The sequence below is a fragment of the Bradyrhizobium sp. CIR18 genome (genome assembly GCF_014198295.1).
GTDB lineage: Bacteria > Pseudomonadota > Alphaproteobacteria > Rhizobiales > Xanthobacteraceae > Bradyrhizobium.
Genome location: NZ_JACIHF010000002.1, coordinates 70,898 through 84,320, shown reverse-complemented (window position 1 = coordinate 84,320; position 13,423 = coordinate 70,898). Strand labels below are relative to the sequence as shown.

Below are 13,423 nucleotides of genomic sequence, written 5' to 3'. Positions count from 1 at the left end.
GGAGCGGCCACCTCAGGGTGACGGTCTTGCATTTGGACGCGCGGCGGATTCGCATCGCCCCGGAATGACGGCGGTCTATTTCTTATCCCTGAAATACGGCTCCACCGGGCCGTGCACCTTGATGGTCAGCGGGTTGCCGTGGCGATCCTTGGCGTTGCCGGCGGTGACGCGGACCCAGCCTTCGCTGATGCAGTATTCCTCGACATTGGTCTTCTCGACGCCCTTGAAGCGGATGCCGACGTCGCGCGCGAGGATGTCCGCGTTGTAATAGGGGCTGTTCGGATCGACCGACAGGCGGTCCGGGAATTCGTCGCTCATGATTGTCTCGCTCACAACAGTGTTTCGATTTGATTCCGCAATCCTTCGGGCCGCGCGGTCGGCGCGTAGCGCGCGACCACCTTGCCGGCACGGTCCACCAGGAATTTGGTGAAATTCCATTTGATGGCGGCGCCGAGAAGCCCGGATTGCTGACGTTTCAGGTACTCATACAGAGGGTGCGCATTGGCGCCGTTGACGTCGATCTTCTCGAACAGCGGGAAGGTGACGTCGTAATGGGTCGAGCAGAACGCCTGGATCTCGTCCGCCCGCCCCGGCTCCTGCGCGCCGAACTGGTTGCAGGGAAAGCCGAGCACCGAGAAGCCGCGCGGCGAGAGATCGCGATGCAGATCTTCCAGGCCGCGATATTGCGGCGTGAAGCCGCATTTGCTCGCGGTGTTGACGATCAGCAGCACCTGCCCCTCGAAACGTTTCAGGGCGACCTCCTCGCCGGCAAGCGAGTTGGCCTTGAAATCGTAGATCACGGACATCGCTAACCCACGGGATCGATCGGCGACGGCGGCACGCCGCCCGCCTCGATCGCCTCGCCTGCGAGCAGGCACAAATCCTCGCGATAGCGGCCGGAGACGATGTGCACGCCGACGGGCGCCTTGCCGACGAGACCGGTGGAGACCACAAGGCCCGGCAGACCCATGAAGGGAATGGCGATCTGCGGCAGCTGCGCTTCCCAGACCCGCTTGAACGACTCGTCGTCCTTGCGATCAAGATGATCGGGGAACGGCAGCTCGCCGGACACCGGCGTCAGCAGCACCGCGTACTTTTCGAAGAATTGCATCCAGTCGCGGGTCAGCGTGGCTCTTCGGGTCAGCGCCTTGGCGTAATTGGCCTGGTCCATCGGCGTGACCCTGGCGCGGTTGCCGCGCAGGCACGCCAGCGCGCCGGGATCGCCCTCGCGCTCGGCCATCTCGAGCTGGGCCTCGTAGCCGTCGCCGAGCCAGAGCTTGATCTGCCACTCGACCGCCTCGCGCATCGGCGGCGTGTCCTCGATGATGTCGACGGTCCAGCCCGCGCGCTCCAGCCGCTTGCCGGCATCGCTCACCGCCGCCTTCACCTCCGGCGTCGTCGCAAGGCCGCCAGGATTGAGGCAGAGCGCGGCGCGCTTGTCCCGTGCGGGGCCTTCCAGCGGCACCGGCACGAACCAGGGATCACGGATGTCGCGGGCCGACATCGCAGCCAGTGAAATCCTGAGGTCGTTGACGGTGCGCGCCAGGGGACCCGAGACCGCCATGATCTGCGGCCCGATCGGACGCTCCGGCAGCGCCGGGTTGAAGGCGGGGATGCGGCCGAGCGTCGGGCGCAGGCCGTGCACACCGCAGGCATAGGCGGGATAGCGGATCGAGCCGGCAATGTCGGTGCCGTGGGCGATGTGGCCGATGCCGGCCGCGACCGCCGAACCGGCGCCACCGGACGAGCCGCCCGGGGTCAGCGAGGCATCGCGCGGGTTCTTGGTGTCGCCATGAACGAGGTTGGTGGTGAACCAGCGATACGAGAAGGCCGGGCAATTGGTGCGGCCAAGGAGAATGGCGCCCGATTTCCGGAAATTGGCGACCACCGGATTGTCCTCGCGCGCGATCAAATCGCGCTGGAGCTTGAGGCCGTTGGTGGTGGCAAAGCCCTCCTGATCGACATTGGCCTTGATGGTGACGGGAACGCCGGCGAGCACGCCGGAGTCCTCGCCGCGCGCGATGGCGGCGTCGACGGCGTCGGCCTGCTTGAGCACGTCGTCTGGCCGGTGGTCGATCACCGCGTTGAGCTGGGGATTGACGGCGTCCAAGCGGGCGAGCCCGGCCTTGGCCGCCTCCCGGGCGGACACCTTTTTGGACTTGACGAGGGAGGCGAGGTCGGCAGCCGACAGGCGCCAGAGATCTTGCATGGCTTGCTCCGTGTAACCGGCGTCTTTTAGCGCCGGGAACGCGGCAAAGCCATGCGGATTTCGCAGGGGCGAAGGCGCTGGGGCGCCGGGTGGTGCCTCATTCTCCGTCGTCTTTGCGAGGAGCCCTTGCGACGAAGCAATCCAGACTCCCTCCGCGGAGAGTTTCTGGATTGCTTCCGCCTTCGCCAAGGCTTCGTCGGACAAGTCGCTGCGGTCGCAATGACGGGGAGAGAGCGGGGGCTAATGCCGCGTCGCGGACGCGTCCGGGATGTCCAGCAGCGCCTCGGTGAAGGGAAACTCCAGCACGATCTCGCCTTCGGCGTCGGTGACCTCGATCACGGCGTCCAGCAGGGCGCGCTGGGTGCCCTCGGATTTCACCACTTCAAGGATCATCTGGCGGGCGACCTCCCAGGCGCGGTCGGGGTTGCGCAGATCCTCGCCTTCGGGATCCACGATCAGTTCGTCGCCGATACGGGTATTGAAGTAGTATCTGGGCATCATCGAGATCCAGTTGGGTCGCCTGTACCGGATTGAAAGCTGCACTGCACTCACAACTGCTTTATCAGGACAGGGTTCGCGACCGAATGCGCCGAACGCAAGGCAGCGCCCCAGAAGTGAGCGTTCCCGAAGGCTTTTTTTCGCGGCGCAACATGAGATTCTCGGGAAAATTTCACTGGCGAACTTCCCGGCGCGCATTAATTTAACGGGTGGGCGATACGTCCGAATTCGCGAAAATGGAGTGCCAAAATGGCTTGGAAAGCCCCGAAGATCGTCGAAGTGCCCTGCGGCATGGAAATCAACATGTATGTGAGCGCCACCCGCAAGTAAGCGGTTGGTGATCTGTGTTCAGCGCAGGTGGGTCTTTCGGTCACGACCGGTTTCCGAATGAGGGAAATCGTGTCGGCCTGAGATCCACCTCGCGACGTTGCTTCCAGGAGACGGATCATGCTTCGCGTCGTCGTCCTGGGCGCCGCAGCCGGCGGCGGAGTGCCGCAATGGAATTGCGGCTGCGAGGGCTGCCGGGCGGCCCGAGAGAACGGCCATGAGCTCTTGAGAACCCAGGCCTCGGTCGCCTTCAGCGGCGATGGCGAGCACTGGTTCCTGATCAATGCCTCACCGGACCTCCGCCAGCAACTGAATGCCACGCCGCAACTGCACCCCAAGGCCGGGGCGCTGCGCCATACGCCGATTGCGGGCGTGATCCTGACCAACAGCGAAGTGGATGCGGTGGCCGGCCTGCTCTCGATGCGCGAGAGCTCGCCGTTCACGATCTATGCGCATGAGAAGGTGCTGGCGATCCTTGCCAGCAACAGCATCTTCAACGTGCTGAACGAGAAGCACGTGCGGCGCCAGCCGATGGCAATCCGCGAGCCATTCGAGCCGCGCCTGCCCGACGGCACCCACTCCGGACTGGAGGTGCTTTCCTTCGCAGTCTCGGGCAAATCGGCCTGGTATCTGGAAGGCAAGGCGCATCCCGGGGGGGACAGCGGCGACGGCGACACGCTGGGCCTGAAGATCACCGACAAGGCCACCGGCAAGTGCTTCTACTTCATCGCCGCCTGCGCCGAGGTGACCGACGCGCTGAAGGCCGAGATCGACGGCGCTTCGCTCGTGTTCTTCGACGGCACGGTCTGGCAGGACGACGAGATGATCAAATGCGGGCTCGGCCACAAGACCGGCAAGAGCATGGGACATGTCGCCATGTCCGGCGAGGACGGCGCCATCGCACGGCTGGCCGACCTCGCTATCGACAGGAAGATATTTCTGCATATCAATAACTCGAACCCGGCGCTGCTACCTACCTCATCCGAGCGCAAGGCCGTCGAGGCGGCGGGCTGGCAGATACCGGCGGATGGAACGGAGATCGTGCTGTGAATGCGGCGTCAATGACTGGAATGACTGCGCTCTCGATCGGCAAGGATCTGAGGCTCAACTCGGCCGAGGAGCTCGAGGCGACGCTGCGCCATATCGGGGCGACGCGCTATCACAGCCTGCATCCGTTCCACAAGCTGCTGCACGGCGGCAAGCTGAACAAGGGCCAGGTGCAGGCCTGGGCGCTGAACCGCTACTATTACCAGAGCACGATCCCGATCAAGGACGCGGTGGTGATCTCGCGTTTCCGCGACCGCGCCACGCGCCTGGAATGGCGCCACCGCATCGAGGACCATGACGGCGATGTCGGCAGCGAAGGCGGCATCGAGCGTTGGCTGAAGCTGACCGAAGGCCTCGGCCTCGACACGGCCTATGTGGAATCGACCGAAGGCATTTTGCCGGCGACGCGCTTCGCGGTGGAGGCCTACGTGCATTACTGCCGCGAAAAAAGCCCGCTGGAGGCGATCGCCTCCTCGCTCACCGAGCTGTTCGCGCCGAACCTGCATGAAGAACGCATCTCCGGCATGCTGGAGCACTATGATTTCGTCAACCCCGACATCATGAGCTACTTCAAGCGCCGCCTGGCGCAGGCGCCGCGCGATGCCGGCTTTGCGCTCGACTATGTCAAGGCGCATGCCACGACGCCGGAGCAGCGCGCGCAAGTGTGCAACGCGCTGATCTTCAAGACCAACGTGCTATGGGTGCAACTCGACGCACTTCAGCACGCCTATGTCGAGGGCAACATTCCGCCGGGCGCGTTCGTGCCCAAAGCGGGCTGAAGAGGAGCTGCAATGGCCGGGCCGCGGAACATCAGCGTCAGCGAGACGAGCCGCCCCGTGCTGCCGCGGCATGCCAAGCTGAAATATGACGAGACGCGGAAGGTCTGGGTGATCCTGGCGCCGGAACGCGTGCTGGCGCCGGACGAGATTGCCGTTGAGGTCTTGCAGCTCTGCAACGGCGAGCGCAATGTCGGCGACATTGCGGACGCGTTGGCGGTGAAATACGCCGCGCCACGCGAGGCGATCCTCGCCGACGTCATCGTCATGCTGCAGGATCTCGCCGACAAGGGCTTTCTCACGGAGGCCCGGGAGAAGACGTCATGAGCGATGTGCTCGGCAACCCCTTGATCCCGCCTGATGCCAGCGACAGCCTCGCGGTGCTGGAGAAGCAGCGCTCGACGGCGGAGACCTTTGGCATTCCGCTCGCGGTGCTGCTCGAGATCACCCATCGCTGCCCGCTTCAATGCCCCTACTGCTCCAACCCGGTCGAGCTCGATCGCTCGGGCAAGGAGCTGACCACCGAGGAATGGAAGAAGGTCTTGAGCGAGCTTGCCGAGATCGGCGTGCTGCAGGTGCATTTCTCCGGCGGCGAGCCGACGGCGCGCAAGGACCTCGTCGACCTCGTCAAGCATGCCAGTGACGTCGGCCTCTACACCAACCTGATCACCTCGGCCGTGCTGCTGACGCGCGAGAAGCTCAGCGATCTCGCCGATGCCGGGCTCTGCCACGTGCAGATCAGTTTCCAGGGCGTTGAAGAAGGCCTCGCCGATCGCGTCGCCGGCTACAAGAACGGGCACCGCAAGAAGCTCGAGGTCGCAAAGTGGACGCGCGAGCTCGATCTGCCGCTCACCGTGAACGCGGTGATGCACCGCCAGAACCTGCACCAGTTGCCTGACATCATCCAGATGTCTGTCGATCTCGACGCCGACCGGCTCGAGGTCGCCAATGTCCAGTATTACGGCTGGGCGCTGAAGAACCGTGCCGCGCTGATGCCGAGCGTGGCGCAGTTAGATGAGTGCACGCGCATCGTCGAGGAGGCGCGCGAGCGACTGAAGGGCACGCTCGCGATCGACTACGTCGTCCCTGATTATTACGCGCTGCGGCCGAAGAAGTGCATGGGCGGCTGGGGCCGGCAGTTCTTCAACATCTCGCCCGCCGGCAAGGTGCTGCCCTGCCACGCCGCCGAGAGCATCACCGGGCTCGACTTCGAATCGGTCCGCTCCAACCATTCGATCGCCTGGATCTGGCAGAACTCCGAGGCCTTCAACCGCTATCGCGGCACCGGCTGGATGAAGGAGCCGTGCAAGTCTTGCGGATTCCGCGAGATCGATTTTGGCGGCTGCCGCTGCCAGGCCTTCGCGCTGACAGGGGACGCCGCCAACACCGACCCGGCCTGCGCGCTGTCGCCGCTGCACGAGACCATCTTCAAGCAGGCCGAGCGTGAGGCCGAGGGCGAGACCAGCCGCTTCCTCTATCGCAACTTCGCCGGCGGCACCCTGGAATCCGAGAATGGGGCCTGACGCCGACGCAGGTACAGCGGCGAGGCGTGCCGATCCCTTTGCGCCGCTGACCTCCGACATGCTCGACGTCGGCGACGGCCATGAGCTCTATGTCGAGAGCGTCGGTCGCAGCGACGGCATTCCCGCGGTCTACCTGCACGGCGGGCCCGGCAGCGGCTGCCAGGCCGATCATCGCCGGCTGTTCGATCCCGACCGCTTCTGCGCCGTGCTGTTCGACCAGCGCGGCTGCGGCCGCAGCCGGCCGAAGGGATCACGCGAGCACAACACCACGGCACATCTGATCGCGGACATGGAGAAAATCCGCGACAAGTTCGGCTTCGAGCGCTGGATGGTGGTCGGCGGCTCCTGGGGCGCGACGCTGGCGCTGGCTTACGCGCAGGCCCATCCCGAGCGCGTCTCCGGCATCGCGCTCCGCGCGACCTTTCTGGGCACGCGGGCCGAGGTCGAAACGGCCTTCACGGGGCGCCTGCCGCAATTCTATCCCGCGCTCTACGAGGATTTTCTGAGCGTGCTGCCGCCCGAGGAACGCGCGCGCCCGGTGGAAGCCTATTATCGCCGCATCCTCGATGCCGATCCGGCCGTTCACGGACCTGCGGCCCGCGCCTGGCACGACACCGAGCGAGCCCTGTCGGAGCACAAGGCCGCCAAGATGCGGCTGGACCTGGCGTCGCTGAACGTCTGGCGCACGCTGCCGGCGACGCCGTTCATGGAGGCGCATTACTTCATCAACAACTCCTTCATGAACGAAGCCCAGTTGCTGCGGAACGCGGACCGGCTCGCCGGGATTCCCGGCACTATCGTGCAGGGCCGCTACGACCTGTTGTGCCCTCCTGAGACATCACACGCGCTCGCGAAAGTTTGGCCGGGTTCCGAGATTCGCCTCGTGGAAGAAGCCGGACATTCGCTCTATGATGCCGGCGTGAGGGATGCGGTCATGAAGTCGATTGCCGACCTTGCGTCGAAGGCCGCGCGCTAATGCGCGAAAAAGGACAACAAGAAAATGCCGCTCGCCGGAAAGGGCATGCTGCTGACGTCGATGAATATCGACGCAGCCAATGAGGCCGATTTCAATCGCTGGTACGATCGAGAGCATCTGGAAGAGCGCGTCGCGATCGACGGTTTCCTGGAAGCGCGGCGCTATGTCGCGCATGCCGCCAATCCCAAATATCTCTCGCTGTACTCGACCGCGACGCTCGACGTGCTCGACAGTCCCGCCTATCGGGCGCGACTGGCCAACCAGACCGAATGGTCGCGGCAAAGCATGGCGCATTTCAAGGACATGCTCCGTGTCGTCGCGCGCATTACCATCAGCAACGGCACCGGCCGCGGCGCTGCGCTCGGCCTCGTGCGGCTGCGGCCCACAGCTGACAATGCCGGCGCATGGCGTGATGCGCTGCAAGAAAAGCTGGCGCCGGAGCGGCGCGACGGCATCATCTCGATGCATCTGCTCGAAAGCGAGCCGGAATTGTCTGGCGCGACCGCGGACATTCCGGCGGTACGCAACGAAGGCGCACGCGACTGGTTCGTGCTGATCGACGGCACGCATGTCGGCGCGGTCTCGGCCGTGATCGCCGAGCGCTTCACCGGCCCTGCTGCATCGCCCTTCCCGCTGCCCGTCTCGGTCGGCACTTACGGCCTGATGTGGGACCTCGCAAAGAGCGACATCGCGCCCGGCTGAACAACCATCTGCATCGCAACATATTGCACCGCACGCGCATCGCGCGCGGCCGTTAATGCTGTGCGCGCGTAGCTCCCATGAAAGCGGGGACGCACCGAACTTTGCCGTTGTACTTCGGAAAGGTTCTAATAAGCTAACCCAATGACGTCATTCAGAAACCAGATCGCAGCGCGTTAAGCGTTCGCCAAGCTCAGAAGAGGCCGCCGGGTCTTTGAGCCTGCGCGGACAGGGTAGGAATGAAACCGACCGATATCGCGGCCCCCGACTACTTTCACAAAGTGGTCGATTGCCAATGGGCCTGTCCTGCGCACACCCCGGTTCCCGAATATATCCGACTGATCGCACAAGGCCGCTATAGCGACGCCTACATGATCAATTGGAAGTCGAACGTGTTTCCCGGAATTCTGGGACGCACCTGCGATCGTCCATGCGAGCCGGCGTGCCGCCGCGGACGCGTCGAGGAGACGCCGGTCGCAATCTGCCGGCTCAAGCGTGTCGCCGCCGATTTCAAGGACGACATCAAGCAGCGCCTGCCGCGCCCTGCACCGAAGAACGGCAAGCGCGTTGCCTTCGTCGGCGGCGGTCCGGCCTCGCTGACGGTGGCGCGCGATCTCGCGCCGCTCGGCTATCACTGCACCGTATTCGATGCCGATCCGGAAGCCGGCGGCATGATGCGCACGCAGATCCCGAAATTCCGCCTGCCCAATTCGGTGATCGACGAGGAGACCGGCTACATCCTGGGTCTCGGCGTCGAGTTCAAAGGTGGCCACCGCATCGAGAGCATGAAGTCGCTGCTCGCGGAGAAATATGACGCGATCTTCGTCGGCTCTGGGGCGCCGCGCGGCCGAGAGCTCGAGATTCCCGGCCGCAAGGAAGCGGCTGGCAATATCCATATCGGCATCGAATGGCTGGCCTCGGTCTCGTTCGGCCATATCGACAAGATCGGCAAGCGCGTGATCGTGCTCGGCGGCGGCAACACCGCAATGGACTGCTGCCGCACCGCGCGCCGGCTCGGCGGCGAGAAAGTTACGGTGATCGTGCGTTCCGGCTTCGAGGAGATGAAGGCCTCGCCGTGGGAGAAGGAGGACGCGCTCCACGAGGATATTCCGATCCTCAACTACATGGTGCCGGTGGCATTCAAGCACGTCGCCGGCAAGCTGATCGGCGTCACCTTCCAGCACGTCAAAGCCGAATATGACGCCAAAGGCCGCCGCAACCTCGTGCCTTCGGGCGATCCCGATCAGACCATTCCCTGCGACGACGTGCTGGTCGCGGTCGGCCAGGAGAACGCCTTCCCCTGGATCGAGCAGGACTGCGGCATCGAGTTCGACAAATGGCACATGCCGAAGGTCGATCCCAAGACCTTCGTCTCGACCAATCCAAAAGTGTTCTTCGGCGGCGATGCCGCGTTCGGCCCCAAAAACATCATCTGGGCGGTCGCGCATGGCCATGACGCCGCATTGTCGATCCACAAGATGCTCTCGGGCGAGGACATCACCGAGCGGCCGCTGCCTGAGGTGCATGTCTCATCGCAGAAGATGGGCATTCACGAATGGAGCTATGACAACGACATCTCGATCGACAAGCGCTACAAGGTGCCGCATCGCGACAAGGTGATCGCGCTGAAGGACATCCGCGCCGAGGTCGAGCTCGGCTACGACGTCAAGCTGGCGCTGGGCGAAGCCGAGCGCTGCCTGAACTGCGACGTGCAGACCGTATTCTCGACCTCGCTCTGCATCGAGTGCGATGCATGCGCGGACATCTGCCCGATGGATTGCATCACCTTCACGGGCAACGGAGAAGAAAGCGATCTGCGCCAGCGCCTGAAGGCGCCCTCGCCGCATCCGGACCAGGACCTCTACGTCTCCTCGGATCTCAAGACCGGCCGCGTGATGGTGAAGGACGAGGACGTCTGCCTGCATTGCGGGCTGTGCGCCGAGCGGTGTCCCACCGGCGCCTGGGACATGCAGAAGTATTTCATCGACATGACTCACGCAGGTTCGACATGCCCGACAAAAAGCCGATCAGCAGCGTAAACGACTTCGTCGTCCGCTTCGCCAACGTCAACGGCTCGGGCTCGGCCAGCGCCAACGAGATGTTCGCGCGCGCGATCCTGCGCCACGGTGTTCCGGTCTCCCCACGCAACATCTTCCCCTCCAACATCCAGGGCCTGCCGACCTGGTACGAGGTGCGGGTGACCGAGGACGGCCATCTCGGCGCCCGCGGCGGCGTCGACATGATGGTGGCGATGAATCCGCAGACCTGGGACAAGGACGTCGCCGGCATCGAGCCGGGCGGCTATCTGTTCTACGATTCCACCAAGCCGATGCCGTCGACCAAATTCCGCGACGATATCACCGTGATTGGCGTGCCGCTCACCGCCATCACCAACTCGACCTATACCGATCCGCGCCAGCGCCAGCTGTTCAAGAACATCATCTATCTCGGCGCGCTCTCGGCGCTGCTCGACATGGACCCGAAGCTGATCGAGCAGCTGATCGGCGAGCAGTACAAGGGCAAGGAAAAGCTGCTCTCCTCCAACGTCCACGCGCTGCATCTTGGGCGCGACTGGGCGCTGCAGAACCTGAAATGCCCGCTCGGCCTCAGGGTGAAAAAGTCGGACAAGGTCGGCGACCGCATCTTCATCGAAGGCAACAGCGCCGCCGCGCTCGGCGCCGTCTATGGCGGCGCCACGGTATGCGCCTGGTATCCGATCACGCCGTCCTCGTCGGTGGCGGAGGCCTTCACCGCCCATTGCAAGAAGTACCGGCACGACCCTGAAACCGGAAAGGCGAAATACGCCATCGTGCAGGGCGAGGACGAGCTCGCTTCAATCGGCATCGTCATCGGCGCCTCCTGGAACGGCGCCCGCGCCTTCACCGCGACATCGGGCCCCGGCATCTCCCTGATGACCGAATTCATCGGCCTCTCATACTTCGCCGAGATTCCGGCCGTGATCATGAACATCCAGCGCGCCGGCCCCTCCACGGGCATGCCGACCCGCACCCAGCAATGCGACATCATCGCCTGCGCCTATGCTTCGCACGGCGACACCAAGCATGTGTTGCTGTTCCCCGAGGATCCCGCCGAGGCCTTCGAATTCGCGGCCGCCGCGTTCGATCTCGCCGAGCGGATCCAGACCACGATTTTCCTGATGCTCGACCTCGACATCGGCATGAATCACCGGCTCTGCCGTCCGCTGAAATGGGACGATGCCAAGCAATACGACCGCGGCAAGGTGATGACCGCGGAGATGCTGGAGGAAGGCCGCGACTTCGGCCGCTATCTCGACGTCGACGGCGACGGCATTCCCTACCGCACCTATCCCGGCACGCACCCGACCAAGGGCTCCTATTTTACCCGCGGCACCTCGCGTGATCGCTATGCGCGCTATTCCGAGGAAGGCTCGGTCTATGCCGACAACATGCAGCGCCTGATGCGCAAGTTCGAGACCGCGCAGGACCTGGTGCCGCGACCGCTGCAGGCCAATGCGGAACGGCCGACCAAATACGGCGTGATCTATTTCGGCTCGACGTCGCCGGCGATGGACGAGGCGATCGGCCTTCTGGAAGCGCGCGGGCATCAGCTCGACCGCCTGCGCATCCGCGCCTTCCCGTTCCATTCGAGCGTGGCGAGCTTTCTCGCCGAGCACGATTTCGTCTACGTCGTCGAGCAGAACCGCGACAGCCAGCTCCGCCAGCTTATCGTCAACGAGAACGGCATCGACCCGGTGCGCCTCGTGCCGATCGTGCATTACGACGGCTCGCCGATCACCGCCCGCTTCATCGCAAAAGCCATTGGCGACCATCAGGATCACCTCAAGGTGACCCCGCTCCGCAAGGCCGTGTCATGACCTACATCGCAAAGCCAAAATTCCATCATCCGGGGCTGAAGAAGAACGAGCTCGGCTACACCCATCGCGACTACGAGGGCAAGATTTCGACGCTGTGTGCCGGCTGCGGTCACGATTCGATCACGGCTTCGATCATCGAGGCCTGCTACGAGCTCTCGATCGAGCCGCACCGGGTGGCGAAGATCTCCGGGATCGGCTGCTCCTCGAAGACGCCGGATTATTTCCTCGGCAATTCGCACGGCTTCAACTCCGTGCACGGCCGCATGCCCAGCGTGCTGACCGGCGCCAACCTCGCCAACCGCGATTTGATCTATCTCGGCGTGTCCGGCGACGGCGATTCCGCCTCGATCGGCTTCGGCCAGTTCGCGCACTCGATCCGGCGCGGCGTCAACATGACCTATATCGTCGAGAACAACGGCGTCTACGGCCTGACCAAGGGCCAGTTCTCGGCCACCGCCGACCGCGGCTCGAAGTCCAAAAAGGGCGTCACCAACACCGACAATGCCATCGACCTCGTTGCGATCGCATTGCAGCTGGGCGCCACCTTCGTGGCGCGCAGCTTCTCCGGCGACAAGACCCAGCTGGTGCCGCTGATCGCGGCTGCGATCCGCCACAAGGGCGCGTCCTTCATCGACGTCATCAGCCCCTGCATCGCTTTCAACAACCACGCCGGCTCGACCAAGAGCTTCGACTATGTCCGCGAGCACAACGACGCCGTGAACCGCCTCGACGTGCTGGTCGGCCGCGATCCCATCGCGGTGGACTACGCGCCGGGCACGGTGCAAATGGTCGAGCAGCATGACGGCAGCAAGATCGCGCTGCGCAAGATCGACGCCGACTACGATCCGCATGACCGGCTGGGCGCCCAGACCTTCCTTGCGCGGCACGCCGCCAAGGGGCAGATCGTCACCGGTCTCCTTTACGTCGACCCCGACGCGGAAGATCTGCACGAGCATCTCAACACGGTCGAGACGCCGCTCAACACGCTGGAAGCGGACACCCTGTGCCCGGGCTCGGCGGTGCTGGACAAGATCAACGCCAGCCTGCGATGATCATTTGCTCCGCGCCGAAGCCGGCGACCTGACGCGTATCGTGATCTTCTCCGACACGACCGGCGGTTCGAACGGATAGTGCTTGGCGTCGCCGAGCACCAGTTGCAGGGTGTGAGTCCCCGGCGCAAGGTCCAGCATGGTCTCGGTCTGCCCTGCGCCGAAATGCAGGTGCGACTTGTCCTGCGGGATCGGCTCCTTGGGATCGATGGGATCGTTGACGTCGACCAGCAGATGATGATGACCGGCATTCTGGTAATCGTCGCCGGCATGCGTCACGCCCATGTTGCGCAGGCCGAACCGGACCCAGAATCCACCGCGAACCTTCTGCCCATCGTGCGGCGTGATGAAATAGAGTTTTGCGTCCTTTGGCGCCGTCTTTCCCTGCGAGCAGGCTGCGCCCGGGTGCACTGCGATCGCAGTCGCCAGTGCGACACAATGAATGATCTTCATCAAATCCACT

Annotated in this window: 15 protein-coding genes; 10 read left to right on the top strand and 5 right to left on the bottom strand. The window is 64.1% G+C overall.

Translation table 11 applies throughout. The features are described from left to right. Positions 1-75: 75 nt before the first annotated feature. From GGD65_RS08940 to GGD65_RS08925, 4 genes are all read right to left on the bottom strand, one after another. Complete coding sequence (locus tag GGD65_RS08940; RefSeq protein ID WP_038950952.1) at positions 76-318, bottom strand: DUF3297 family protein; 243 nt, start codon at positions 316-318, stop codon at positions 76-78. Positions 319-329: 11 nt separating this feature from the next. After that, entirely contained in the window at positions 330-806 is a 477-nt protein-coding gene (locus tag GGD65_RS08935) for a glutathione peroxidase (RefSeq protein WP_183235047.1), read from the bottom strand. 2 nt (positions 807-808) lie between these two features. Further along, the gene (locus GGD65_RS08930) at positions 809-2,209 is read right to left on the bottom strand and encodes an amidase family protein (RefSeq protein WP_183235046.1); all 1,401 of its coding nucleotides are present in this window, start codon (positions 2,207-2,209) and stop codon (positions 809-811) included. A gap of 240 nt (positions 2,210-2,449) precedes the next feature. Then, complete coding sequence (locus tag GGD65_RS08925; RefSeq protein ID WP_026202038.1) at positions 2,450-2,707, bottom strand: DUF6894 family protein; 258 nt, start codon at positions 2,705-2,707, stop codon at positions 2,450-2,452. Between the two features lie 249 nt (positions 2,708-2,956). Here GGD65_RS08925 and pqqA point away from each other — a divergent pair, with 249 nt between their 5' ends. The 10 genes from pqqA (at position 2,957) to GGD65_RS08875 (ending at position 12,963) form a co-directional block, all read left to right on the top strand. After that, complete coding sequence (gene pqqA, locus GGD65_RS08920) at positions 2,957-3,037, top strand: pyrroloquinoline quinone precursor peptide PqqA (protein ID WP_007595659.1); 81 nt, start codon at positions 2,957-2,959, stop codon at positions 3,035-3,037. A gap of 117 nt (positions 3,038-3,154) precedes the next feature. Further along, the gene (pqqB, locus tag GGD65_RS08915; protein WP_183235044.1) at positions 3,155-4,084 is read left to right on the top strand and encodes a pyrroloquinoline quinone biosynthesis protein PqqB; all 930 of its coding nucleotides are present in this window, start codon (positions 3,155-3,157) and stop codon (positions 4,082-4,084) included. Further along, positions 4,081-4,860, top strand: a complete 780-nt coding sequence (gene pqqC / locus GGD65_RS08910) for a pyrroloquinoline-quinone synthase PqqC (RefSeq protein ID WP_018318548.1) — start codon at positions 4,081-4,083, stop codon at positions 4,858-4,860. The genes pqqB and pqqC overlap by 4 nt, the downstream gene beginning before the upstream one ends. Positions 4,861-4,872: 12 nt before the next feature. Then, a complete protein-coding gene (pqqD, locus tag GGD65_RS08905; RefSeq protein WP_018318547.1) occupies positions 4,873-5,184 on the top strand; it encodes a pyrroloquinoline quinone biosynthesis peptide chaperone PqqD in 312 nt (103 codons plus the stop codon). Then, on the top strand, positions 5,181-6,380 hold the full coding sequence (pqqE, locus tag GGD65_RS08900) for a pyrroloquinoline quinone biosynthesis protein PqqE (protein ID WP_183235043.1): 1,200 nt from the start codon (positions 5,181-5,183) through the stop codon (positions 6,378-6,380). Before pqqD ends, pqqE begins: the two co-directional genes overlap by 4 nt. After that, on the top strand, positions 6,370-7,356 hold the full coding sequence (gene pip, locus GGD65_RS08895) for a prolyl aminopeptidase (RefSeq protein WP_183235041.1): 987 nt from the start codon (positions 6,370-6,372) through the stop codon (positions 7,354-7,356). Before pqqE ends, pip begins: the two co-directional genes overlap by 11 nt. Before the next feature lie 24 nt (positions 7,357-7,380). Beyond that, on the top strand, positions 7,381-8,058 hold the full coding sequence (locus GGD65_RS08890) for a DUF4286 family protein (RefSeq protein ID WP_183235039.1): 678 nt from the start codon (positions 7,381-7,383) through the stop codon (positions 8,056-8,058). 236 nt (positions 8,059-8,294) lie between these two features. After that, positions 8,295-10,094 (top strand): FAD-dependent oxidoreductase, encoded by a 1,800-nt coding sequence (locus tag GGD65_RS08885; protein WP_183235038.1) that lies wholly within the window; start codon positions 8,295-8,297, stop codon positions 10,092-10,094. Next, complete coding sequence (locus tag GGD65_RS08880) at positions 10,064-11,911, top strand: 2-oxoacid:acceptor oxidoreductase subunit alpha (RefSeq protein ID WP_018318542.1); 1,848 nt, start codon at positions 10,064-10,066, stop codon at positions 11,909-11,911. Before GGD65_RS08885 ends, GGD65_RS08880 begins: the two co-directional genes overlap by 31 nt. Further along, a complete protein-coding gene (locus GGD65_RS08875; protein WP_018318541.1) occupies positions 11,908-12,963 on the top strand; it encodes a 2-oxoacid:ferredoxin oxidoreductase subunit beta in 1,056 nt (351 codons plus the stop codon). Before GGD65_RS08880 ends, GGD65_RS08875 begins: the two co-directional genes overlap by 4 nt. Here the strand turns inward: GGD65_RS08875 and GGD65_RS08870 are convergent, their stop codons facing one another. Next, entirely contained in the window at positions 12,964-13,413 is a 450-nt protein-coding gene (locus GGD65_RS08870; RefSeq protein WP_020508690.1) for a DUF4399 domain-containing protein, read from the bottom strand. Between the last annotated feature and the right edge of the window lie 10 nt (positions 13,414-13,423).